Origin of the sequence: Pseudomonas sp. Irchel s3b5 (assembly GCF_900187435.1) — a bacterium.
Lineage (GTDB): Bacteria > Pseudomonadota > Gammaproteobacteria > Pseudomonadales > Pseudomonadaceae > Aquipseudomonas.
On sequence record NZ_FYDY01000015.1, the window covers coordinates 1 to 24,653 of the forward strand.

Below are 24,653 nucleotides of genomic sequence, written 5' to 3' on the forward strand. Positions count from 1 at the left end.
TGGAGCACTCGAACACGCAACTGGAAGTTGGCAGATGCTGTGTATTTAAACCCAGAGCGCCCTGAAATTAAGAGCGCAACGGGCTAGCAACTGTAAGACAAGGTGACAGGTACCTTGACACGTACCGCGTTTGCCAAAAGGGACTCGCCGTAAGGGCGAAACCATAAGTCGCCGTTACCGCAGCAATGGATATGTACACCATCAAAAAACAAGTCGCCCAACACAAAGCCATCGCGAGCAGGCTCGCTCCTACAGGGGATCGGGGACAGCCGCAAAACCCAGGCTAGCTGGAAGGTGCGCGCCAAAAGGGGTATACCGTCGCGCAAGCAAAAGGGCGGCACCTGCACGGGCCGCCCAGATTGGTCAGCGTACGCGAATCTTCGGGTCATCCGCCCCACGGCGCAGGGTTTTGAGAAAGCCTTCCAACGGCGCGGGTTCGGCGATCTGCGGCAAGGCGTCCTTGTCCGGACGTTGCGCCCAGAACGCATCCCACGACGGAAACAACTCATGGAAACTGCCGGCGTAAGGCTCGCGCCCCGGCCAACGCATCTTCAGGCCGCCAATCGGTGGTTTGTTCAGGTCGGTCGCGTACCAGTAGCACGGCAAGCGACGACGGAAACACCAGCGCCCGTCGATCCGCTCGTAGTCGTCCCAGTACAGCATCTGCATGATCACCCACTCGGGACCGGTCTCATGCTCGTTCTTGGAATAGACCACGCCAGTGGCGTGATCGGCATCGCTGAACTCGATGATGTGCTGCCCCAAGTGATGGGAGGTGCCGTGGAACTGCTTGCGCATGGTTTCGTCCAGCCACGCTTTGAGGTGCGCGCGACCGCTCTTGTCGCGGCCCACGCGCACGTCCGGGGCGAAGCAGTTAGCCATCGCATCCATGTCACGCATGTCCAGCGCCAGCGCGTACTTGCCGGCCAGTTGGCGGATAGCGTCAAGCGACTCCAGGCGATCGATGCGCTCAAGCAGCGCGGCGGACTCCAGGCCCATCAGTCGAGCACCGTGTACAGGTCAGAACCGCGCCCGCCGTCCACCGCCAGGCTGGCGCCGGTGACATACGACGCCTCGTCGCTGGCCAGGAACAGAATCGCGTTGGCCAGTTCCACCGGCAGGCCGACCCGTTTCATCGGGATCACCTTTTCGGTGTTGGTGCGGGTTTTGGCGTCACCGAGCATGCCAGCAGTGGCCGGGGTGTCGACCACCCCCGGAATGATCACGTTGCAGCGGATGTTGTGCGGTGCACCTTCACTGGCCGCCGCCCGGCTGAAGTTGATCACCGCCGCCTTGGCCGCCGAATAACCGGCCATCCATGCGGTACCGAACAGGCCACAGATCGAGGCGATGTTGACGATCGAACCGCCGCCCTGCGCTTTCATCAACTGCATCGCGGTGCGGGTGCCGAAGAAGGTCCCGTCGACGGTAGTGGCGAAGTTGGCGTGCCAGTCGGCGGTGGTCATGGTGTCGATGCTGCCCCAAGTGTAGGCCATCGCATTGTTGACCAGGATGTCCAGGCGCCCGTGGCGTTGTGCGGTCGCTTGCAGCGCACCGACGTAAGCCTGTTCATCGCTGACATCGGCCACGGCGATCTCGGCTTGCCCGCCCTGGGCACGGATTTTTTCCTGCACGCCTTGCAACGGCTCAATGCGGCGCCCGCACAACACCACTGTTGCGCCCTCTTCGGCGAAACGCAGTGCAGTGGCTTCGCCGATGCCGGAACCGGCGCCGGTAACGAAGGCAATTTTTCCTTGTAAACGCTTGCTCATGGGTGACTCCCTGATCAGATAAAGGCCATGCCGCCGTTAACGGCGATGTTCTGCCCGGTCATGAAACTGGCGTCTTCGCTGGCCAGGAACACTGCAACCCGGGCGATCTCATCGGTCTCGCACATGCGTCCCAGCGGCACGTTTTTCAGCAGCGCTTCCATGTATTCGTCAGGGATGCCGGCCATCATCGGCGTATTGGTCGGCCCCGGTACCAGGGTGTTGACGCGGATGCCGCTGGCCGCCAGTTCACGGGCGATCGAACGGGTCAGCCCCATCACTCCGGCTTTCGACGCGCAATAGTGACTTGGGCCTTCACCGGTCAGCGCAGCGGTGCTGGAGAGGTTGATGATCGCGCCCTTACGGCCACCCTTGACCATCAGTTTTGCGCCCTCACGACAGCACAGAAAGGTGCCACCCAGGTTCACGCCGATCACGCGCGACCAGCTCTCATCCGGGGTTTCGAGGAAGCTGTCCAGTCCGCCCACGCCGGCGTTGTTGACCAGAATGTCGAGGCCGCCGAAATGCTGTTCGGTCTGGCCCATGGCATCGGCCACGGAGGCGCTGTCACCGACGTTGCAGGACAGGGCCAGGACCTTGTCGCCAAGGTCTGCCAGGCTCTCGGCCAAGGCCGCTTGATTCAGATCGACAGCCACCACCTTGGCGCCTTCGGCGACAAAACCACGCACGATGGCCTGACCCATGCCCTGCGCGGCGCCGGTCACAAAGGCCACTTTGTTGAGTAACTTCATAGCAATCTCCGAGTGTGCAAATACGCTGCGGCCCGCTGCCCTTGCAGTCGCGCCGTCCCCTGCATGATTAGCGGCAAGCGCCCGGGCACACATCGTCCGATGGGACTATCGCCGCGTGGTCTGAACGGACGATGTGGATAACCCCGCCAGAGCCCAGCATTCGCAAGGCGCGCACCACGCCAGGCGCTGTATTCCCCTTCAATCTGCTGCGGCGCCTGGCGCGGCTGTGCTTCATGAATCCGCCTTCAATGGAGAACCCCATGAACCAACCCGTAGATCTGCCCCTGCCCGTCGGCCATTACGCGAGCCTGCCAAACGGCCTGCGCCTGCACTATCTGGATGAGGGCGCAGGCCCTGTGGTGCTGTGGCTGCACGGCAGCGGGCCGGGCGCCAGTGGCTTCAGCAATTTCAAGGGCAACTACCCGCAACTGGTCGCCGCGGGCTATCGCAACATCGTGCTCGACCTACCGGGTTTCGGCCGCTCGGACAAACCCGAGGACGTGCAGTACAACCTGGATTTCTTCGTCGATTGCGTGGCGGCGTTCCTCGAGGCCATCGGTGTGCGGCGTTGCACGCTGTTGGGTAACTCGCTGGGCGGCGCGATCGCCCTGGGGCTGGCCCTACGCCTGCCGCAACTGCCGCAGAGCCTGATCCTGCTGGCACCGGGCGGTGTCGAAGAGAGGGAAACCTACTTCAAGATGGAAGGCATTGTGCGCATGGTCAGCCTGTTCAGCGCTGGCCCCATCGGTCTGGAAGAGATGCGCAGCATGATGAGCCTGCAGCTGTTCGACGCTTCGATCCTGCCAGAAAGCCTGCTGCAGGAACGCGTGGCGGTGGCCGTGACCCAGCCGAAGAATCTGTTCAGCACGATGATGGTGCAGAACATGGAGGCACGCCTGGGTGAAATCCAGTGCCCGATCCTTGGCTTCTGGGGAACCAATGATCATTTCAACCCAATCAGCGGCGCCCAGCGCATCATCGACGGCGCACCGAATGCCCGCTTCATCGTGCTCAACCGATGCGGACATTGGGTCCAGGTGGAACATCGCGAACTGTTCAACCGCAGCTGCATCGATTTCCTGCAAAACGGCTGATCCGGGCGACGTGGTGAGCGAGGCTTGCCAGCGATGGCGGCATCAGCTTCACCGCCGCATCGCCAGCAAGCCGGCTCCTACAGATTGTTCGTACCACCCAACAATCCGGATACACCCGCAAAACCTGTAGGAGCTGGCTTGCCAGCGATGGCGGCATCAGCTTCAACACCGCATCGCCAGCAAGCCGGCTCCTACAGATTTCCCTACCGCTCAACAATCCGGACACACCCGCAAAACCTGTAGGAGCTGGCTTGCCAGCGATGGCGGCATCAGCTACACCACCGCATCGCCAGCAAGCCGGCTCCTACAGATTTTTCGTACCGCTCAACAATCCGGATACACCCGCAAAACCTGTAGGAGCTGGCTTGCCAGCGATGGCGGCATCAGCTTCAACACCGCATCGCCAGCAAGCCGGCTCCTACAGATTTTTCGTACCGCTCAACAATCCGGAGACACCCGCAAAACCTGTAGGAGCTGGCTTGCCAGCGATGGCGGCATCAGCTTCACCGCCGCATCGCCAGCAAGCTCGTACAGGCGACCCAGGCGCCGGTGTATCCGTCACCCCGCCGCCTTCTGGCTGTTCAACACGGCATCGCCCGGCTGGCCCAGTACGCAGGAGGTGCCGCCAGGGGTGTACATCATGGCCACGCAGCGGTTGCAGGCGGTGCAGATCGAATCGCGACTGGCGCCGCTGGCGAGTTTGTTGACGTAGTCATTTTCAGCCAGCAACACCCGCCCCATGGCGACCAGGTCAAAGCCCTCGGCCATGATCTTTTCGATACTCGCCAGGCTCTTGGCGCCACCCAGGTAAGCCAGCGGCATCTTTACCGCCGCCCGCACCTTGCGCGCATGCTCCAGCAAATACAGCTCACGGAACTCCACGGTCGGCTCTTTGCGACGCTGGATAGCCATCGCCAGGGCGATAATCTTGTTCTTCTGCTGTACGCGGTTTTCCTTGGGGAAGGACGAGCCGAACATGGTGGTGATCGATTCGGCGTTCATCCCGGCGCTGAGCACCAGCAAGTGTGCGCCCTCTTCTTCCAGCAAGCGGGCGATCTGTGCTCCGTCCTCGGCGCTGTTACCGGCGCGCACGCCTTCGGTGATGCTGTATTTGCAGATCACCGCCATTTCCGAGCCGACCGCATCGAGCACCGCGCGCAGCACCCGGCGTGGAAAGCGCAGGCGGTTTTCCAGGCTGCCGCCATACTGGTCGCGGCGCTTGTTGTACATCGGCGAAATGAACTGGCTGAGCAAGTAGCCGTGACCCATGTGGATTTCCACGGCATCGAAACCCGCCTGCCGCGCCAGACGCGCGCCCTGAGTGAAATCGCGCACCACTTGCTGCATGTCGGCTTCGTTCATCGCCTGCTTGAGGAACATGCCGCTCATCAAGCCGATCTTGTTGAAGCCGCCGCTGGCCGACAGCGGACGCTTGGTCGAACGTTCGCGAATAAAGGTAAAGCAACCACCGTGGGTGATCTGTGCGCTGGCCAGGCCACCGGACTGGTGCACGGCATCGGTCAGGGCCTTGAAGTGCGGCACGCTGGAGGGGGCGAGGATCAACTGATTGGGCAAGGTGCGGCCATCGCTGCTCACCGCGCAATAGGCCACGGTGGTCAGGGCAGTGCCGCCCGCGACCAGGGCCGAGTGCAGCTTGACCAGCTGCTTGGAAGGTACACCTCCGGCACTCATGCCTTCGTTGGTGGCAGCCTTGATAAAGCGGTTTTTCAGGGTCAACGGTCCAATCGCAATCGGGCTGAACGCTGACGGGGTCGGACGAGGATTCATGACTGGCCTCTCTTTATTGTTATCAGGCTACAAATAAAAGCTGCGCCGCCATGTCGCGACGCAGCAGTGATCATCAGAAGGTGTATTTGGCATTGAGCGACAGATAATCGCGGTCCGCCAGCAAGCGGCCCTGGGCGACATCCGGCGAGCTCAGGTAGGCGACGTAGGTCATGCCGACCTGGAAATTGCCCAGGTACTTGAAGTCGCCACCCACCGTCAGCCGCTTCTCGTCGCGACCCAGGCCCTGGTAGGCACTGCCGTCGATGTTCTGCGTCCAGACCACCTTGGTGCTCAGGTCCAGGCCATTGGCAATGGACGGATAGTCCATGTAGGCGCCAACGCCGAGCAAGGACGAGCCACGGGTCTGGGTCTTTGACTCGAACGTGTCGAACGTGCCGTCCACGCCGGCCCCACCACCGGTGATCGTCAGGCTGTCCACACCGTCAATGTGTTGATGCACCACTTCACCCATGAAAGTGGTCTGCTGGGCGAGGAAGCTCGGGCCGAGGATGTACATGGCGTTGAGGTTGCCTTGCCAGATTTGCCCGGTGGTCGGCGCACCGTTGTTGAGGTAGACCGAGGCACCATCGCGGTAGCTCAGGTCACCGGCATACTGCACCGAGTCGCCGACCTTGGAGCTGAAGCTGATACCGGTCAGCTTGACGTCTTCGAAGTAACCCAGGCGATAGGACGACGCGGTTCCGTCATGACCAATGCCCTTGAGCGACGAGTACTGGGTGGTGCCGGTGAAGTCGAAAAACAACGAACCGACACGCTCGTTATAGCGGTAGTGAAACAGCCCCACTTCGGTGTTTTCAGTGACTCGGTAGCGCACGCCCAGGCCCCATTGGCCGCTGTCGCTGGCGTCTTTTTCACCGGCATAACCGACCGCCAGGCCGTTGGGCAGGCTGTCGATCTGCCCGGCGCCCAGACGATAGAACTCGGCACCGGGACCGAAGGTATCGCTGCCGAAGTAGTCGCCCACGGGGTTGAGATCGGTCTTTTCCCACTCGTACTGGTAGTAGCCCACCAGCGCCAGGTCTTCATTGAGCGACCACGACCCGGACACCTGCCCTACCGGCAGGTAAGAGTCCTTGGCCTCGGTACCCGGCACGTTGAATTTGGTGGCATCCACCGGGGCCTGGCCCTGGCTGATGTTGGCCCAGAACAGGCTCTCGCCCCAGGCCACCAGATGCCGTCCGGCCTTGATCGACAGATATTGGGTCTCGCCGACATCGAAGTTGCCATACACGTACGCATCAAGCAGTCGCGCCATGCTACCGCTCAGGCGTCGGGTTTCGTCACTGAAGCCATCGTTGTGGCCAGTCTTGTTGACCGTCTGCGGCGAGTCGTTGGCGTTTTTCTGGTTGTAGATATCGTCATAGAACTGACTGCCGCGCAGCACCGCACCGAGATTGTCGTGCTTGAGCTGCAACTCGCCGAACAGGCTCACGCGGTTGTTGATCAACGAGCCGCGCTTGAAGTTGCGCGTGCCGTCGTCGTTGTTCGGGTCGTTGAGGTATTGGCTGGCCTGCTTGGCGGTACGCATGGATGCTGTGTAGTTGACCGTCAGCGACGAATCCAGGGTGGTATCTTCCCCCAGCTCGATGGTCGGTGCAGCACTGGCCGTAGCACTGACGAAGGTGATGGCCGTTGCCAACAGGCAGCGACTATCGAATGGACTCCCCGGACGGCGGGTTACCAGGTTTCGGGTAAACATGCTCCTCTCCTTTTTTGTTGTTTTTGCTTGTGCCGCCACAGCATGAAAAAATCCGCTGTGACGCACATCGTCCGTTTGGTGAGATGAGCGCTCCTCATGCCTGAGCGCCGTTGGCCACCACCGCGCGCAGTTCGTTCTTCGCCACCTTGCTCGACGGGTTGAGCGGCAGCGCACTGAAAAATCGCACCTGGCGCGGCACCTTGTAATTGGCCATTTGCTCGCGGCTCCAGGTGATCAGTTGCGCCTCGTCCAGCTCTTTGCCTTCACGCAACACCACGCAGGCACAGCCGACTTCGCCCATGCGTTCATCGGCGATACCGATCACCGCCACCTGGGCAATCGCCGGATGCCGGATCAGTGCTGCTTCGATTTCCGCCGGATAGCAGTTGAAACCGCCAACGATGAACATGTCCTTCAGCCGGTCGGTGATGATCAGATTGCCTGCGTCGTCCAGGCGGCCGACATCGCCGGTGTGCAGCCAGCCTTCGGCGTCGATGGCTTCGCGGGTCGCGTCGGGGTTCTGGAAATAGCCCTGCATGATGTGAAAGCCACGCAGGCAGATCTCGCCGGTCAGCCCGGCGTCCAGCGCCTGGTTATTCGGGTCGCGGATGCTCACCTCAGTGCCGGCAATCGGTCGTCCGCTGGTGCCGGCGATCACGTGCGCCGAGTCTTGCGGATCGCAGATCGTCGCCAGCCCGCCGCACTCGGTCAGGCCGTAGGCGGTGGTCACCACGGCAAACCCCAACTCGTTGCGCATGCGCTCGATCAGGCTCGGCGGGATGCTTGCCGATCCGGTCACCGCGATGCGCAGGCTCGACAGGTCGGTCTGCTGGAGCTTCGGATGGGCCAGCAGTGACAGGTAAAGCGTCGGCGCGCCGGGCAGGACGCTGATGCGCTCGCGGGCGATGCGCTGGAACACTTGCTCTGCGTCGAACACCGCGTGGGGCAGGATGGTCGCCCCGCCGATCAGACAGGTCAGCCAGCCAGCCTTGTAGCCAAAGGCATGAAAGAACGGGTTGACGATCAGGTAACGGTCACCCGGCACCAGGCCGATGACTTTGACGTACTCAGTGAAGGCCCGCAGGTTCTGGCCATGGCCGCTCATCACGCCCTTGGGTTTGCCGGTGGTGCCGGAGGTGAACAACAAATCACACATGGCCTCGGGGCCGACCGCCAATGCGCGGCGCAAGGCGCTGTCCGTATCGATGGTCGCCGCACCGCGCAGGAACTGTGCCAGCGTCAAATCCGAAGACTGCTCCGGCGCGTCGCCATCGACAATTACCAGATGTTCAAGGCTGGATGGCCGATGAGGAGCGAGCAACGCGGGGTAGTCAACGTCGAGAAAACGCTGTTGGACAAACAACACTCGGCAACCGCTACGCTCCAGCACATCGGCGGCTTCCTGCCCCTTCATGCGTGTGTTGATCGGCACCAGCACCGCACCGGCGCACTGAATGCCCAGCGCAGCGAGGATCCAGTCGGCACAGTTTGGCGCCCAGATTGCGACCCGATCACCCGCCTGGATCCCCAGGGCCATCAAGCCCCGGGCAAAGCCCATGACCCGCTCGGGTAACTGCGCGTAGTCGATGCACTGGCCGTTGTCCTCGATAGCCGTGCGTCCGGCAAAACGTTCGGCACTGCTGAAGACCAACTGGGCCAGGGTGGCAGGGGCTGCGCTCAGGGGCGCGGCAAGGTTCAGGCTCTGATTCATCGTGGGCTCGGGCTCATTAATCGGGAAAGCGGATACGCAGTTGCGCGCTGGTGGGCACCGCCTGACAGGCGAGGATCCAGCCTTCGGCCAATTCGCCGGCATCCAGTGCATCGTTGTGCAGCAGCTCGACATCGCCACTTTCCAGGGTGCACATGCACGAGGCGCAGCCACCGACACGACAAGCGCTGGGCGGGTTGAGACCGGCTCGCTCCATGGCGGCCAGCACGGTCTCGCCGCTGTCGCAGGCCAGTTGAAACTCCTCGCCGTCCAGGCGCACTGCCAACTGCGCGGCCACCGCCGCTTCGCTGCTGCTCACCAGCGGCAGTTCGCCCTCGCCGGGCAGCGAGACGAACCGCTCGACATGCACTCGGCGATCCGGCATGCCCAGGCTTTTCAGCGCGCTGACGGCCGCATCCATGAACGGGCCGGGTCCGCAAATGAATGCCTGAGCATCGATAAACGGCCGCGCCAGCTCGCCCAGTTGCCCGACGCTCGGGATGCCCTGCACCGAATCAAGCCAATGGACGACTTGCAGGCGTTGCGGATGAACACTGGCCAAGGCCTTGAGTTCATCTTTGAAAATCACTGATTTCTCATCGCGGTTGGCGTAAATGAGCAGGATCCGGCCCGTACCCGCGAGCAGCGCCGAACGCAGGATCGACAGCACGGGCGTCACGCCACTGCCACCGCCGAACAGCAGCAAGTCGCCGTCGAGGCTACGGGGCACAAACACCCCGGCCGGGGGCAGCACCTCCAGGGTCTGACCGGCCTGAAACTCGCCGCACAGCCAGTTCGAAGCTCGCCCCTCGTGCACACGCTTGACCGTTACCCGCAGCGGCTCATCCAGCAACGGCGTGCTGGACAATGAATAACAACGGGGTAGCCAGCCGCCCTCGAAAGGTACGCGCAAGGTCAGGAACTGACCGGGTTGATAGCGAAAACGTTCGCCCAGATGCTCCGGCACGTCGAACACGAGGGAGCGCGCATCGGCGGTTTCCTCGATCACTCGCGCCACGCGCAGGGCCAGATAATTACTCATAGGTCAGGTACTCATGACCACCTGCCCATGCATCACGGACAGGTGTAAACCCAGGGATGTCGAAACGGGCGCCATCGCCTCAGACGTAAGGGTCCGGGTTGGGCAAGCCGAGCATCACCGCGCCGTAGCTGCGGCCGTAGGCCATGTAGTTGTTGGCGATGTGTCCGCGCGCCTGGTGCAGGTCGCGGAACAGTCGCGCCACCGGGTTGGTGTTGTACAAGCCCGAGGCCGCCATGCTGCGCAGCAGGTCGTTGGCCCGTTCGGCGCAGATGTTGGTCACATAGGCCGACTGGTAGCGATACAACAGGCGGGTCTCGGTGTCCGGGTATTCACCGGCACGGGCAAGGCTCATCAGGTGCTCGTAGTTGCGCTCCAGCACCAGGCGCAGGCTGTCGACGGTGACCATCGCTTCGGCAATCGCGGTTTGCGCCACCGGATCTTCAGCGGTGCGAGCGCCGTGCTTGCCGATGTGTTTGGCGGCGTTGTCGCGGAACTCGTTGATCGCCCCCTGCAGGGCGCCGATCGCCGAGGTCGAGACGGCGCGGGAGAACACCTGGGCGAAGGGAATCGCATAGATCGGGTTGGTATTGACCAGCCGCCCGGGCGTTGCTTCGAGGTTCCAGTTATTGGTGCGCTGCACGCGATGGGCCGGGACGAATACATCCTCGACCACGATGTCATGGCTGCCGGTGCCGCGCAGGCCCATCACGTCCCAGTTGCGTTCGATTTGATAGTCACTGCGCGGCAGCAGGAAGGTGCCGTGCTCAGCGGCCAGTTCGCCATCGGGTGGCAGGATGCCGCCCAGGAACACCCATTGGCAGTGCTCGCTGCCGCTGGAGAAACCCCAGCGTCCGCTGATGCGGTAACCGCCTTCGACCACCGTGACCCTGGCCGCCGGCATGTAAGTCGAGCAGATCAGCGCGTCATGGTCTTCAGCCCAGACTTCGCGCTGCGTTTCAATTGGGTAACGCGCCAGTTGCCAAGGGTGAACCCCCATCACGCCGTAGATCCAGGCCGTGGACATGCAACCCTCGGCGAGGATGGTCTGGATTTCGAAGAAGGTTCGCGGGTCCACTTCGTAGCCACCGAACGCCCGAGGCTGCAAGGCCCGCAGCAAGCCGGCGGACTGCAACTCGACGACGCTCTCCACGGGCACCTTCAAGTCCTTGTCGGCCTGCGCCGTGCGTGCCTTGAGTGCGGGCACCAGGCGCCGTGCACGTTCCAGCAGATCACGTTCGTCCTGGGTCTTTTCACGCATGCTGTGCATCACTCAATTCTCCCGATCTCACTGCGCCATTGCGCCAGTTGGGATGGATCATCGGATTGAGCGGGCAATCATTCATCGTCAAAGCGGACTAGGGGGGGATGGGTCTCCCAGGATTCGCACTGTCCTGTAGGAGCCGGCTTGCTGGCGAAGGCGCCCTCAAACATTGCGCCAATCTCGCGCCCCCCTTCGCTGGCAAGCCAGCTCCTACGAAGAGCGCCGAATTCCGTGACCGCACGATGTCCTGTAGGAGCCGGCTTGCTGGCGAAGGCGTCGTCAAACATCGCGTCAATCTCGCGGACCCCTTCGCTGGCAAGCCAGCTCCTACGAAGAGCACCGAATTCCGTGACCGCACGATTTCCTGTAGGAGCCGGCTTGCTGGCGAAGGCGTCGTCAAACATCGCGTCAATCTCGCGGCCCCCTTCGCTGGCAAGCCAGCTCCTACGAAGAGCGCGGAATTCCGTGACCGCACGATTTCCTGTAGGAGCCGGCTTGCCGGCGAAGGCGTCGTCAAACATCGCGTCAATCTCGAGGGCCCCTTCGTTGGCAAGCCGGTGCACCTCATCGCAGCTCCCTGTGTGCGCTGTTTGATAGTCCATTGAGACGATGCTGGCGCCAGCGTTTGCGGCGATATTCAATCCATAAACAATCGACCCCACGGAGCAAGGGCTCATGAGTATTTTGCAACGTTTCCACATGCACGGCAGCGTCGCCATCGTCACCGGCAGCGGCCGGGGTATTGGTCGGGCGATTGCCCTGGCGTATGCCGAAGCCGGCGCCGACGTGGTGTGCTCGGCGCGTTCGATGGACGAGGTAGAAGCCGTGGCCGAAGAGGTTCGTGGCCTGGGCCGACGCGCCCTGGCCATCGCCTGTGACGTCAACGATGCCGGGCAACGCCAGGCACTGGTGCGTCAAAGCGTTGAGCAAATGGGTCGGATCACTCATCTGGTGAACAACGTCGGCGGTGGCGGTCCCAACGATCCGCTGACGATGACGCCCGAGCAATTCACCGAAACGCTGACCTTCAACGTCGCCACCAGTTACGCCTTCTGCCAATTGTGCGTACCGCTGATGCGCGAGGCCGGTGGCGGCAACATCATCAACATCAGCTCGGTGGCGGCACGCTATGCCCAGCGCCATTTCAGCGCCTACGGCACGGCCAAGGCCGCCCTCAGCCATCTGACCCGCCTGCTGGCCCAGGACTTCGCGCCGCAGATCCGGGTCAACGCCGTGGCACCCGGCCCGACATTGACCGAAGCGCTGAACGGTGTGATGCCCGCTGCCATGCGCGAAGCCATGGAAGCCAACACGCCCCTCAAGTGCCTGGGCACCCCTGAAGACATCGCCGCCGCCGCGCTGTACCTCGCCAGCCCCGCTTCGGCCTGGGTGACCGGCAAGATCATCGATGTTGATGGCGGCGCCGAGACGTCCGTCTGGCCCGGCTGACCGACTCCTTTGGGTTCGCCCCCCGAACACGTTGGGGCGGGCCTTTTTTCTTCCCCCATCTGGAGCCCTCGTCATGGACGCCCATTTGATCAACACCCTCGGTGACGAACTGTTCAACGCTTTACGCGGCCGCCAGACGCTGGCGCCCCTGACCCGGCGTTATCCACAGATCACCCTGGAGCAGGCCTATCAGATTTCCCTGCGCTTCCTGCAACGCCGCGAAGCGCTCGGCGAGCACGTGGTTGGCAAGAAAATCGGCGTGACCAGTCGCGCCGTGCAGGAAATGCTTGATGTCCACCAACCGGACTTTGGCTTCCTCACCAACGCCATGCAGGTCGAGGATGGCAGCGATGTCAGCCTGGCCCGTTACAACCTGATCCAGCCACGGGCCGAAGGCGAAATCGCCTTTATCCTCGGTGAAGACTTGCAAGGCCCAGGCATCAGTGCCGAAGACGTATTGGCCGCCAGTCAATGGGTCGTGCCGTGCTTCGAAATCGTCGATTCGCGGATCGACGACTGGCAGATCCGCATCCAGGACACCGTGGCCGACAACGCCTCCTGTGGGGTCTTCGCCCTAGGCAGCCAGCGCATCGACCCGCGCTCGCTGGACCTGGCTGCGGTGGAGATGCAAATGCTCAAAAACGGTCAGCCGGCAGGCTCGGGCCTGGGCTCGGCAGTGCAAGGCCATCCCTGTGCGGCAGTGGCCTGGCTGGCCAACACCCTGGGTGAATTGGGTATCCCGTTCCGCCGTGGCGAAATCATTCTTTCCGGTGCCCTGGCGCCACTGGTGCCAGTGGTCGCCGGTGACCGCATCAGCCTGTCCATGAGCGGGCTGGGCGAAACCAGCCTGCGCTTTGTCCCGTGAATTGCCCTTCCCTCTTGAGGAGCCAGAAACCATGAGTAAAAAGATCAAATGCGCGCTGATCGGGCCGGGCAACATCGGCACCGATCTGCTGTACAAGCTGATGCGCAGCGAGGTGCTGGAGCCGGTATGGATGGTCGGCATCGACGCCACCTCCGAGGGCCTGTCGCGGGCTCGCGAGCTGGGCCTCAAGACCACCGCCGATGGTGTTGACGGCTTGCTGCCGCATGTCCTCGAAGACCAGATCCAGATCGCCTTCGACGCCACCTCGGCCTACGTGCACGCGCAGAATTCGCAAAAGCTCAATGCCCTGGGCGTATTGATGATCGACCTGACCCCAGCAGCGATCGGCCCGTATTGCGTACCGCCGGTGAACCTCAAGGCGCAACTGGGCCTGGGGGTTATGAACGTCAACATGGTCACCTGTGGCGGCCAGGCCACCATTCCGCTGGTGGCGGCGGTGTCCAGCGTGCAGCCGGTGGAATACGCCGAAATCATCGCCACCGCCGCGTCCAAATCGGTCGGCCCCGGCACCCGGAAAAACATCGACGAGTTCACTCGTACCACGTCCAGCGCAGTGGAAAAGGTCGGCGGTGCCAAGAAAGGCAAGGCAATCATCATCATCAACCCGGCCGAGCCGCCGCTGATCATGCGCGACACCGTGCATTGCCTGACCGCCAGCGAACCCGACCAGCCGGCGATCACCGCGGCCATCGAGGCGATGATCAAGCAAGTGCAGCGCTACGTGCCTGGCTACAAGCTGGTCAATGGCCCGGTGTTCGACGGCAATCGGGTGTCGATCTTTATGGAAGTCGAAGGCCTGGGCGACTACTTGCCCAAGTACGCCGGCAACCTCGACATCATGACCGCCGCCGCGGCGCGCACCGCCGAGATGTTCGCCGAGGAAATCCTCAAGGGCGAACTTGTGCTCAAAGCCACCGCCCAACCCGCCCACGCATAAGGAGTCGACCATGGATCTTCGCGGCAAAAGCATCACCGTTCACGACATGTGCCTGCGCGATGGCATGCACCCCAAGCGTCATCAGATCAGCCTGCAACAGATGAAAGACATCGCCTGCGGCCTCGATGCGGCGGGCGTGCCGCTGATCGAAGTCACCCACGGCGACGGCCTGGGCGGTAGCTCGGTGAACTACGGCTTTCCGGCGCACACCGATGAGGAGTATCTGTCGGCGGTGATCCCGCTGATGAAAAAGGCCAAGGTTTCGGCCTTGCTGCTGCCGGGCATCGGCACCGTCGATCACCTGAAAATGGCCCATGAACTGGGGGTCAACACCATTCGCGTCGCCACCCATTGCACCGAGGCCGATGTCAGCGAACAACACATTTCCCACGCCCGCGGCCTGGGCATGGACACTGTCGGGTTCCTGATGATGGCCCACATGAACAGCCCCGAAGGCCTGGTCAAGCAAGGCTTGCTGATGGAAAGCTACGGCGCCAACTGCATCTACCTGACTGACTCGGCGGGCTACCTGTTGCCCCATGACGTCAGCGCCCGTGTGGCAGCAATGCGCGCAGCCCTCAAGCCGGAAACCGAGATCGGTTTTCATGGCCACCACAACCTGTCGATGGGCGTGTCCAACTCCATCGCCGCGATTGCCGCCGGGGCCAACCGGATCGACGCCGCGTGCGCAGGCCTCGGTGCCGGTGCCGGCAACACGCCGATGGAAGTGTTGGTGGCGGTGTGTGACCGCATGGGTATCGATACTGGCGTCAGCGTGTTTGGTATCCAGGACGTCGCCGAGGATCTGGTGGTGCCAATCATGGACTTCCCGATCCGCAGCGACCGCGACGCCCTGACCATGGGCTACGCCGGGGTCTATGGCTCGTTCCTGTTGTTCGCCAAACGTGCCGAGAAGAAATACGGCGTATCCGCGCGGGAGATCCTCGTTGAAATGGGCCGTCGCGGCATGGTCGGAGGCCAGGAAGACATGATCGAAGACACCGCCATGACCCTGGCCCGCCAGCGGCGGCAGGCGTAAAGAACCCTGTAGGAGCCGGCTTGCTGGCGATGGCGTTCGTCCGGTCGACGAATGGGTTGTCTGACCTGACGCAATCGCCAGCAAGCCGGCGCCTACATCTATGGCGACCGACCCACCGTTTTCGTCAACGCCAGTCGGCGACTATCCCGTGCTCCAGCGCAAACGGCTGCGCCGCGATGGTCCGGCGTTGAAAGCCCGGTGCCTGTTCGGCCGTAGCCAGCCACAGCATCACCGCCGCCGGAACATGCGGTGGAGCACTGCCGGCGCGCAGGGCGATCAGGCCTTTGTCGCCGATGGTGGCCTTGAGCGCTTCGGTGGTGACTACGCCTGGATTTAGCGTGTAAGCACGCACGCCGGCCTCGCCCAGTTCCGTGCTCAGCACCCCGGACAGTCGCGACACCGCCGCCTTGCCCGCGCCATAGGCATAACCCCAACCGCCCTTGCCCGCCGCCACTGGTGGGTCGCTTTCGCCAGCGCCGGAGGTGACGTTGATCACCACCCCGCCGCCGCGCGTCACCATGTGTTCGGCCACCGCACGGGTCAACAGGAACGGGGTGAGGATGTAGCCCTGGAACATCCGCTCCAGGGTCTGCGCTTGCAGGTCCATGAACCCGGCGTTGAGGTCGCTGCCTTGGTAGATCGCGTTGTTGATCAGCACGTCAATGCGCCCGTACTCGGCCAGCACCGCCTCGCAGGCGTTCAGGGCCGAGGCGCTGTCGAGCAGGTCCATCGGCACAACGAGCACCCGGCAACCGAGTTCTCGTAATGCCTGCGCTGTGCCGTTAAGGCTGCCGGCCAACGGCGCCCCGTCGGCATTGCGCAACGCATGTTCATGTTGTTCGCCCTCGTTGAGGGTGCGTGCGCTGATCGCTACGTCGAAACCGGCGCGGGCGAATGCCAGCGCCGCCTCGCGGCCGATACCTCGGCTGGCGCCGGTAATGAATGCCACCTTGTTCATACAGATTCCTTTTAGAAACGCGAGGCGCGGACCATGGCGTCCATACCGCCATCAACGAACACCACGGTGCCATGGACAAATGACGCTTGTGGCGATTGCAAGAAAGCTACCATTGCGGCGATCTCATCAGGGTGCCCGGAGCGGCCCAGGGGTGCGACGAAATCACGGGTTGCCTGGCCAAAACGCGCATCGTCCAGCGAAGCCTGGTGCAGCGGGGTTTCTACCGCGCCCGGCGCCACCACGTTCAAGCGCATGCCCTGTTTGCCCCAGCTCACCGCCAGGCTGCGGACATGTTGGCTGATGGCGAGCTTGGAGGCGGCATAGGCGACGTGAGGCTGGCCGAGGCTGTTGGCCAATTCCAGCGCCCGGGCTTCATCGCCGGCGATCATCGCTTCGATCAGCGGCTGGCCCTCAGGCCCCGAATGAGTCGCTGCCACCGAGCCGATCACCAGCGCCGCCGGTTGTTGTCCCTTGGCCAATGCGCCCTGCAGGCCATCGAGCAACTGACTGACGCCAAAGTAGTTGACCGCCAGGACCAAGCCACAGTTTGGCGCGGTGACACCGACCCCGGCGCAGCAGATCAACCCGTCGAGGACCTCGCCACTGAGTTCAAGCACTTGCCCGATGGCGGCGTCACGCCCCTGAGGGGTGGACAGGTCGGCGATCACTTCGGCGTTGCTGCGATCGATACCGATGACCTGGTGCCCGGCGGCACGCATGGCGGCGGATACGGCGGCCCCGATTCCCGAGGCACTGCCGGTGATGGCTGTAATTGGCATGGTGGTTCTCCGTGATTGGTCCGCCCAGTATCGACAGGGCGATCACGGGACGGCATCGTCCGTGCGGACTAAAAAATGCGCGGGGTCAACGACTGCGACGCCGGGCGCGAATGGCCCGGCGGTGGGTCTGCAGGATCAGGCCTGACGGTAGATCGGCACGGCCAGTTGCAGTGGCGGCACCTTGATTTTCTCGGACATTTTCAACGCCAGTTGCGGCTTGCCCAGGGCCACCACGCTGTTGAGCATGATGCGCACCAGTTCGGTCTGGCGCCGCACGCCGGTCTTGGAGAAGATCGAGCGCAAGTGTGCCCGCGCGGTGTTACGCCGGATATTGAGAACCTCGGCCGCTTCTTCCAGGGACAAGCCGTTGGCCAGTTCCATGGCCAGGGCGGTTTCGGCCTTGGTCAGGTTGAACAGCTGCTTGGTCACCACTTCGCTGGCCAGGGACTTGCTCGACGCATCGCGGATATACACCAGCGCCGCCGGCTGGCCCTTCTCCTCGGCCCAGTCCAGGGACGGAATCGATTCGACCACCACCCCCAGGTTGACCAGCCCCGAGGGACGCGTCACCGACATGGCTTCGGCGCTTTTCGGCGCATCCGGACAGAACGCACCGCGAATCAGGCGTTGCAGCTCCCGGTTGTCGCTGGGATACGTCGCCTCCAGGCGCCCGCCCACCAGTTTCAGGCCATCGGAACGGGCGAGGATTTCCTGGGCTACCGGATTGATCTGCAACACGCTGCCGCTTTCGTCGAGTACCAGGGTCGCCACCGATAACCGGCTGATGGCCTGGGAGTACAACTCGCTCAGCGATTCACTGCGGTCCACCATGTTATGCAACTGCGAGGCACGCCGCAGGTGTGGCAGGAAACTGGCGCACACCGCCCGGTCGTTGGCAGAGAAGTTGGGTGCCCGTTTTGGGCGGGTCATGCGAAAACGTAGTTTGCCGCCGTCCGGAGTGGAAATGTCGGCGCACATCAGGTGATACACGTCATGGGGCTCGCAGAACATCTTGTAGTAACCGTTCTGCTCCCATTGCGAGTTGCTCATGAGGTCATCGACGGTGAACACGCTGTCCAGCGGCTGGTTGGAGAAAGGCGAATTGGTCTGCGGGTAAGTCATGTAGCAAACATCACCGGCACCTTCGATGTCGCCGACGATGATCATCACGCCCGTATCGGGTTGATCCGGCACCCGCAGGATCAGGGTGACGAAGTTGGCATCGTAGAGTTTGAGAAAACTCCTGAGGGCGTGGGCCATCAGTTTCGGATCGAGGGCGCCTTCATAGATTTCGCCCACCAACTGGTTGTAGCGCGTGAGGTCGAGGCCAAGACTGGCCAGGGCTTCATGGGTCAAGACACCATTTTGCATAGTCTTATCTCGCTCGGGTAAGAGCCTGGCCCTTCCCTTGTTATTTTTATAATTTCGGCGGGGGGAACCCAGGGTTCCCCCCCTTTTCGACTCTACTTGCCTGCCAGTTTCCCTAGCACCTGCGGACTCCACAAGAGGTCCGGCAGGTTTATTTTTCGCCTGCGGTATCACGCGCCGCCAGGCTGTTTTTCAGGTGGAACTGCCCTTGTGCCGGAGCAGGCGTACGTACCCGACAGGCAACCAACGGTCGACCTCGATTGAACCAGGCCGCCAATGCCGGCAGGAGGAAAATCGCCCCCAGCACGTTGACCAGGAACATGAACGACAGCAGCACTCCCATGTCAGCCTGGAACTTCAGCGGTGCGAACGCCCAGGTGCAGACACCAATGGCCATGGTCACGGCCGTGAATACCGCAGCGGTGCCGCGTTGGCACATGGCCTGATAGAACGCCTCGCGCAGGTTGGCGCCACGCAGCATTTCGTGCTGGATACGTTCGTACAGGTAAATGCCATAGTCGACGCCCACGCCCACCCCCAACGCCATCACCGGCAAAGTCGCAACCTTCAGTCCGATCCCGAGCAGGGTCATCAGTGCGTTACAGAGGATCGCGACAATCGCCAGCGGCACCAGAATGCACAGCACTGCGCGGATCGACAAGAAGGTCAGCCAGCAAAACAATGCCACCGATCCGAATAGTGCCCCGAGCATGATCACTTCGGCGCGCTTGACCGCCTCGTTGGACGCTGCCATCACCCCGACGTTGCCGCCAGCCAGAAGGAATTCGACTTGCGGTGTACTGACTTCAGCAATGATCCGCTTGGCTTCCGCGATCGCATGGCTGACCGTGCTGCCTTCGTGGTTGGCGAGGAACACCAGGATCTGCATCTGCTGGCAGCCGTCGGTGACCAGTCCGTCATCCGGCATATAGGCCCGAGCGCCCTGGCTCAAGCCACGGGGCGAGCCTGGAATCGCTGCCCAGCGTGGATTGCCTTCGTTGTTGCCGGCGATCACCCGCTTGCCCATGTCCGCCACACTCTGGATCGACTGCACGCTCGAGACCGTGCGCATGCGGAAATCAAAGGCTTCCACCGCACGCATCACCGCAGGCGACAGGCAACCTTCCTCAACACCCTTGACCTGAACAAACACCGACATCACATCGAGGCCGATGGAGTAGCTGTTGATGATCTTTTCGTTGTCCTGGTTGTAGCGGGAATCAGCCCGCAGTTCCGGCGCGCCCGCGCCGATATCGCCCACCGCCAAGTCGCGAGCCTTGTAGGCCCCCGCCGCCAGCAGCAACAGACTGACAACGAATACGCCCAGAGCAGGCCCCGGCTCTGCCAGCGCCGACAGACGCCACCACAGGCGGTGCTTGCCCGTCGGCCGGAATTGCGCACGACGCAATAGCGCGGGTTCCAGGTGCAGGTAGGAAATGATGATCGGCAACATCAGTTTGTTGGTGATGATCATCAACATGACGCCGATGCAGGCCGTCACCCCCAGTTCGTGAACGATCGGAATGTCGATCATCATGATCACCGCGAAGCCCAGGGCATTCATCAGCAAGGCCAGGGAACCGGGGATGAAGATCTTGCAGAACGCCGAGTGCGCCGCTTCTTTGGAACTACTGCCGGCCAACACGTCCTGCTTCCAGGCGTTGGTCATCTGCACCGCATGGGACACGCCGATGGAGAAGATCAGGAACGGCACCAGGATCGACATCGGATCGATGCCCAGGCCCAGCAGCGGCAACAGGCCCAGCAACCAGACCACCGGCAGTAACGCGACCACCAGAGCCACGACTGTCAGGCGCAGGGAGCGAGAATACAGCCACAGCAGCAACCCGGTGATGACGAAGGCCACCACAAAGAAACCGATCACCGTGTTCAACCCTTCAACCACATCGCCCACCAGTTTGGCGAAACCGACAATGTTGATTTCGATATCGGGGTTGTTGTACTTGCCGCGGATCTCTTCCAGACGCTTGGCGATCTGGACATAGGACACCGGCTGACCGGTCTTGGGGTCGGTGTCCTGTAGGTCCGCGCGGACCATGGCCGACTTCAGGTCGTTGGCCACCAGACGACCGACCTGCCCGGAGGCCGCCGTGTTGCTGCGCACCTGCGCCAGGTCCTCGGTGGTGCCGCTGAAGCGCGGCGGCACGACCACGTCGCCAAAGAAACCTTCCTCGGTGATTTCGATATAGCGCACGTTGGCGGTAAACAGCGACGTCACGCTCGGTCGACTGACCCCGGAGATGAAGAACACGTCGTCGGTGACTTTACGCAAGGTCTCGAGGTACTCAGCGTTGTAAATGTCACCCTCGCCCTTCCAGCGCACGCTGACCAGAAAGCGGTTGGCGCCGGTGAAGTAGTGGCTGAACTTGAGAAAATTGATCATGTACTCATGACGCACCGGGATCTGTTTGTTAAACCCCGGATCCAGTTGCGTGTGGGTGGCGCTGTAACCCAGGCCCAGCGTTACCAGAACAAACAGGAGCAGCAGTCCCTTGCGCCAGGCCATCAGGTGGTCTGCGCACGTATCGACACAACGTGTCACCCAGTGTTTACCTTGATTCATTTCCCGCCTCTCATTCACTGGGTGGCCTCAGTGGCCATTAGGGCAGCGACGCTGCCACCTGATCCCTGTAATACCCCGCGTTCGCCACCCACCAACAGGCGAGAGCCAACGACGGTCGCCGAGGTCAACGTGCCAAGGCCGGCCAGACGCCCGACACCGACCAGCTCACCTTTCACATTCAGGCGTACCACCGAGCTGCCCGCACCGACGATCACCAGGCCCGAGTGATCGGGCAGCACCACATGGCCATACAGCGGCAGTTGGTTTCCGACTTTGATCTGGGTCCAGCTGTCGCCGAAGTCGTGACTGACAAAAACGTGCCCGCGCATGCCGTAAGTCACCCAGTTATCTGCACTCAGGCGCACGATGCCGAACAGTGAACCGCTGTAGAACGCCGGCAATGTCTGCCAGTGCTGGCCACTGTCGGTAGTACGCAACACCAGACCCTGCTCGCCCACCAACATGCGCCGACCATCGTTGCCTCCGGCCATGCTGTTCAGGTGCGCGCTGTCGATGTCCAGCGGCTGCGGTGTCCAGGTTTGCCCTCCATCCGGCGATTGATAGAACTTGCCGAAGCTGCCGAACGCCATGACGCTGTCGCCACCGCCCGTCCAGATGCCCAGCAGCGGTTCACCCAGATCGCTGTCGTGGCGAATTTCCTGCCAGCTGCTGCCCGAGTCCACAGAACGCAGGATCCAGCCGTCATGCCCGACAGCAAGCAAGCGTTTGTCGTCCAGCGCCACAACGGCCGTCAGGGTGGCATTGCGTTGGGTGGCGACACTGGCTGGCTGCCAGCTGACGCCCTGATCATCACTGAGCAAGATGCTGCCACGCTCGCCCACGGCGACCACCCGCGCGCCAAGATTGAGCAGACCATTGATCTGCACTCGGTCCGGGCGCGTGGCCAACAGTTCGGCCTGCGGTGGGGATTTGGGGGAAAAGGTGTAGCCAATGGTCAAGGCAACCACCAGGCAAACCACGTAGCCGATCACCGAGCGCATGAGCAACGCTCCTGTTCGGGAAAGATATGGATAGGGCAAGTCATAGGGCCGATCCTCTTGTTTTTGTCACGCACCAGGGCATGCGAGGCAATCGAGATGGGCGTTGCCTCTGAGGGAATAGTCGGCGCAAGGGAGGGGTGACACATCGTCCAAATGGCTTATGCATTGGCGGGAATGGCGTGGGGAGAATGGCGGGTATTTATGTGCAAACCGAACTGATTGGCATCGCCCCCCCCCCTGTAGGAGCCGGCTTGCCGGCGATAGCGTCAGTTCAGACAACCCATTCGTCGACCTGACGGACGCCATCGCCGGCAAGCCGGCTCCTACGGGGGGATCTTCGGCGGGGATCAGGCCATGTACAGGATCACCAGATCGTTGATCACCGAAGGCCGGTCCTGGCCGACCACATGGGTGTTGAGCTCCAGAGTCATCTGGGTGCCACGGGCCAGGACTTCGACTTTTTTCACCCTGGCCCGCGCATGGATACGCGAACCGGCCGGTACCGGAGCCGGGAAGCGCAGGCGATCGGAGCCGTAGTTGATCTGAGTCGTGAAGCCGCTGATTTCGAAGCCCAGCGCCAATTTCATCCGCGACTGCAACACCTGCACCAGTGCGCCATGGGCAATAGTGCCGCCGAACGGACTTTGCAGGCGTGCCCGCTCCGGATCGGTATGGATCCAGTAATCGTCGCCCGACAACCGGGCAAAGTCGTCGATCAGTGCCTGCTCGACCACCACCACGTTGCTCCAGTCGCTGAACTGCTCGCTGACCAGCGCCTGCAAAGCCGGACCGTCATTGAGGTCGATCTGCCGCGCGGGCGTTTGCTCCGATGCCGCAGGCGCCGGTTCGTTGTCCTGCGCCAGCAACGGTTCAAGGCTGGCCGCGTCTTTGTCCACCCCGGTGAAGCGCAGCAGACGAGTGCCCTTGGCATCGACCTCGGCGAACACTGGCTGCAACGGCATGCCAATCTTGATTTCGCCTTCGTCCAGGCCCACCAGGTTGGTGTTGATGCGCACCCCTTCGGCCAACTCGACCACCGCCAGTTTCTGCGGCATCTCATCAATGAAGTCGGGCAAGGTCGCAATGCGCGTTACGGTGTAGCTGTAGAGCGTCGCGGCGCCGTTGACTTCGCGCCAGGCCAGGTCATGTTCAAGGCATACCGGGCAATGCCGGCGCGGGTAGAAGTTCCAGTGTGCACAGGCGTTGCATTGCTGGATCAACAGACGGCGAGCCTTCAGGCCCTCCCAGAATGGCGCGGAGATCTGCGTCGCGACCGGCATCGGTTTGTTGTTGGACATGTGCTTATGCTCCCTGAAGTATCAATGCGCCCTGCTCGCTCATCACGCCGCCGGTACCGGAGACGTAGACGCTGTCGCAGCGGCCCAGTTGGCGTTCGCCTGCATTGCCGGCAATCTGGGTCACCGCCTCGATCACCTGGCTCATGCCACCGGCCGAGGCCGACTGGCCGAAACTCAGTTGCCCGCCATGGGTGTTCATCGGGAAGTCGCCACGCCAGGTCAGGTCGTGTTCGCGCACGAACGACATGCCCTCGCCCTTGGCGCAGAAACCGGCATCTTCAAGGGTCAGCAAGGTGGTGATGGTGTAGCAGTCGTAGATCTGCGCAGCATCGACGTCCTTGGGCTTGAGCCCGGCCATGGCAAAGGCGCGCTGGGACGCTGGACCGATCGGCGTGTGCAGCATGTCCTCGGCATAGGACGGCGACTTGAAGGCCAGGTGCTCGCCAAAGCCGGTAATGAACGCCGGGCGTTTGCGCGCCCGCGCCGCCACTTCCTTGTTGGTGATGATCAGCGCGGCGCCACCGGCCACCGGCATGACGATTTCCAGGACGTGCAAGGGGTCGGCGACCATTTTGCTGGCCAGCACCTGTTCGATGGTCAATGGCTGGCCGTAGAACATCGCTTGCGGGTTGGCCAGGGCGTTGGTGCGCTGATCGACGGCGATCTTGGCCATGGCGCGCTGATCATAGTCGTACTGGGCGGCATAACGCTGGGCAATCATCGCGTAGCCGGTGTTCTGGCCCATGTGTCCGTAAGGCAGGTCGAACTCGGCTTCAGGCGCGCCGAATGCCGTGCTGTGTCCACCGAAACGCATGGAGCGGGCCATCCAGCCAGGGTCCTCGTCGGGCCCCAACGGCGCCATGCGTGCGGGGATGACGCACAGCACTGCCTGGCACAGCCCCAGCTCGATGGCAGCGGCAGCGCGCCAGACCATGCCCACCGACGTACAGCCACCCAGGTCCACCACTTCGGCGAAGTTCAGCCGCAGGCCCAGATATTCGGCCGCCATCGCCGGTACGAACACCGAGGCTTCATGAAAATGCGGGCCGTTGATCACCAGCCCGTCGAGATCCGAGGCCTTGAGCCCGGCATCGCGCAGGGCCTGGGCCGCCAGGTCGGCGACTTGCTCAAGATGGAACATCTTGGGCGCAGTCGAGTACTTCTCCGGTTTGTATTGTGCGGTGCCAACAATGGCCGCGTGCCCTTTGAGCCCCATAGTG

At 62.4% G+C, this 24,653-nt stretch carries 20 protein-coding genes and 1 pseudogene; 5 read left to right on the forward strand and 16 right to left on the reverse strand.

From position 1 onward, the window contains the following. Nucleotides 1-363: 363 nt before the first annotated feature. The 3 genes from CKW15_RS16555 to CKW15_RS16565 are packed head-to-tail and all read right to left on the reverse strand — an operon-like array spanning nt 364 to nt 2,521. A complete protein-coding gene (locus CKW15_RS16555) occupies nt 364-993 on the reverse strand; it encodes a nuclear transport factor 2 family protein (RefSeq protein WP_218232140.1) in 630 nt (209 codons plus the stop codon). A 5-nt stretch (nt 994-998) separates the two neighbouring features. Beyond that, the gene (locus CKW15_RS16560) at nt 999-1,772 is read right to left on the reverse strand and encodes an SDR family NAD(P)-dependent oxidoreductase (protein WP_095061767.1); all 774 of its coding nucleotides are present in this window, start codon (nt 1,770-1,772) and stop codon (nt 999-1,001) included. Between the two features lie 14 nt (nt 1,773-1,786). Beyond that, the gene (locus tag CKW15_RS16565) at nt 1,787-2,521 is read right to left on the reverse strand and encodes an SDR family NAD(P)-dependent oxidoreductase (RefSeq protein ID WP_095061768.1); all 735 of its coding nucleotides are present in this window, start codon (nt 2,519-2,521) and stop codon (nt 1,787-1,789) included. A gap of 260 nt (nt 2,522-2,781) precedes the next feature. Here CKW15_RS16565 and CKW15_RS16570 point away from each other — a divergent pair, with 260 nt between their 5' ends. Next, nucleotides 2,782-3,615: an alpha/beta fold hydrolase gene (locus CKW15_RS16570; RefSeq protein ID WP_095061769.1), complete on the forward strand. Its 834-nt coding sequence runs from the start codon at nt 2,782-2,784 to the stop codon at nt 3,613-3,615. A 558-nt stretch (nt 3,616-4,173) separates the two neighbouring features. On the opposite strand, the gene CKW15_RS16575 is transcribed toward CKW15_RS16570, so the two are convergent. The 6 genes from CKW15_RS16575 to CKW15_RS28800 all read right to left on the reverse strand — a co-directional run bounded on the left by CKW15_RS16575 (nt 4,174) and on the right by CKW15_RS28800 (nt 11,796). Next, the gene (locus CKW15_RS16575; RefSeq protein WP_095152452.1) at nt 4,174-5,403 is read right to left on the reverse strand and encodes an NADH:flavin oxidoreductase; all 1,230 of its coding nucleotides are present in this window, start codon (nt 5,401-5,403) and stop codon (nt 4,174-4,176) included. A 73-nt stretch (nt 5,404-5,476) separates the two neighbouring features. Beyond that, entirely contained in the window at nt 5,477-7,123 is a 1,647-nt protein-coding gene (locus tag CKW15_RS16580) for a DUF1302 domain-containing protein (RefSeq protein ID WP_095059598.1), read from the reverse strand. A gap of 94 nt (nt 7,124-7,217) precedes the next feature. Further along, nucleotides 7,218-8,834: a FadD3 family acyl-CoA ligase gene (locus CKW15_RS16585; protein WP_095059599.1), complete on the reverse strand. Its 1,617-nt coding sequence runs from the start codon at nt 8,832-8,834 to the stop codon at nt 7,218-7,220. Nucleotides 8,835-8,850: 16 nt separating this feature from the next. Continuing rightward, nucleotides 8,851-9,873: a ferredoxin--NADP reductase gene (locus CKW15_RS16590; RefSeq protein ID WP_095059600.1), complete on the reverse strand. Its 1,023-nt coding sequence runs from the start codon at nt 9,871-9,873 to the stop codon at nt 8,851-8,853. A 79-nt stretch (nt 9,874-9,952) separates the two neighbouring features. Further along, entirely contained in the window at nt 9,953-11,140 is a 1,188-nt protein-coding gene (locus CKW15_RS16595; protein WP_095059601.1) for an acyl-CoA dehydrogenase family protein, read from the reverse strand. A 68-nt stretch (nt 11,141-11,208) separates the two neighbouring features. Next, complete coding sequence (locus CKW15_RS28800) at nt 11,209-11,796, reverse strand: hypothetical protein (RefSeq protein WP_095152453.1); 588 nt, start codon at nt 11,794-11,796, stop codon at nt 11,209-11,211. A 13-nt stretch (nt 11,797-11,809) separates the two neighbouring features. On the opposite strand from CKW15_RS28800, the gene CKW15_RS16605 reads away from it, so the two are divergent. The 4 genes from CKW15_RS16605 to dmpG all read left to right on the forward strand — a co-directional run bounded on the left by CKW15_RS16605 (nt 11,810) and on the right by dmpG (nt 15,445). Beyond that, entirely contained in the window at nt 11,810-12,583 is a 774-nt protein-coding gene (locus CKW15_RS16605; protein WP_095059603.1) for a glucose 1-dehydrogenase, read from the forward strand. A 73-nt stretch (nt 12,584-12,656) separates the two neighbouring features. Next, entirely contained in the window at nt 12,657-13,448 is a 792-nt protein-coding gene (locus CKW15_RS16610) for a fumarylacetoacetate hydrolase family protein (protein ID WP_095152454.1), read from the forward strand. Nucleotides 13,449-13,479: 31 nt separating this feature from the next. Further along, the gene (locus CKW15_RS16615) at nt 13,480-14,406 is read left to right on the forward strand and encodes an acetaldehyde dehydrogenase (acetylating) (protein WP_053159794.1); all 927 of its coding nucleotides are present in this window, start codon (nt 13,480-13,482) and stop codon (nt 14,404-14,406) included. Between the two features lie 10 nt (nt 14,407-14,416). Then, complete coding sequence (dmpG, locus tag CKW15_RS16620; RefSeq protein ID WP_095059605.1) at nt 14,417-15,445, forward strand: 4-hydroxy-2-oxovalerate aldolase; 1,029 nt, start codon at nt 14,417-14,419, stop codon at nt 15,443-15,445. A 229-nt stretch (nt 15,446-15,674) separates the two neighbouring features. On the opposite strand, the pseudogene CKW15_RS16625 reads toward dmpG, so the two are convergent. From CKW15_RS16625 to CKW15_RS16655, 7 genes and pseudogenes are all read right to left on the reverse strand, one after another. Continuing rightward, a pseudogene (locus CKW15_RS16625) lies at nt 15,675-16,403 on the reverse strand (SDR family NAD(P)-dependent oxidoreductase); the annotation flags it as partial. 11 nt (nt 16,404-16,414) lie between these two features. Then, complete coding sequence (locus tag CKW15_RS16630; protein WP_095059607.1) at nt 16,415-17,182, reverse strand: SDR family oxidoreductase; 768 nt, start codon at nt 17,180-17,182, stop codon at nt 16,415-16,417. 135 nt (nt 17,183-17,317) lie between these two features. Further along, nucleotides 17,318-18,553 carry a helix-turn-helix transcriptional regulator gene (locus tag CKW15_RS16635; RefSeq protein ID WP_095059608.1) on the reverse strand — a complete coding sequence of 412 codons (1,236 nt, stop codon included), beginning with the start codon at nt 18,551-18,553 and terminating at the stop codon, nt 17,318-17,320. A 148-nt stretch (nt 18,554-18,701) separates the two neighbouring features. Beyond that, entirely contained in the window at nt 18,702-21,134 is a 2,433-nt protein-coding gene (locus CKW15_RS16640; protein WP_095059609.1) for an RND family transporter, read from the reverse strand. A gap of 14 nt (nt 21,135-21,148) precedes the next feature. Beyond that, nucleotides 21,149-22,135, reverse strand: a complete 987-nt coding sequence (locus tag CKW15_RS16645) for a YCF48-related protein (protein ID WP_095152455.1) — start codon at nt 22,133-22,135, stop codon at nt 21,149-21,151. A gap of 347 nt (nt 22,136-22,482) precedes the next feature. After that, nucleotides 22,483-23,433: an OB-fold domain-containing protein gene (locus CKW15_RS16650; RefSeq protein WP_095152456.1), complete on the reverse strand. Its 951-nt coding sequence runs from the start codon at nt 23,431-23,433 to the stop codon at nt 22,483-22,485. Nucleotides 23,434-23,437: 4 nt separating this feature from the next. Next, nucleotides 23,438-24,649 carry a thiolase family protein gene (locus CKW15_RS16655; protein WP_095059612.1) on the reverse strand — a complete coding sequence of 404 codons (1,212 nt, stop codon included), beginning with the start codon at nt 24,647-24,649 and terminating at the stop codon, nt 23,438-23,440. Nucleotides 24,650-24,653: the final 4 nt, after the last annotated feature.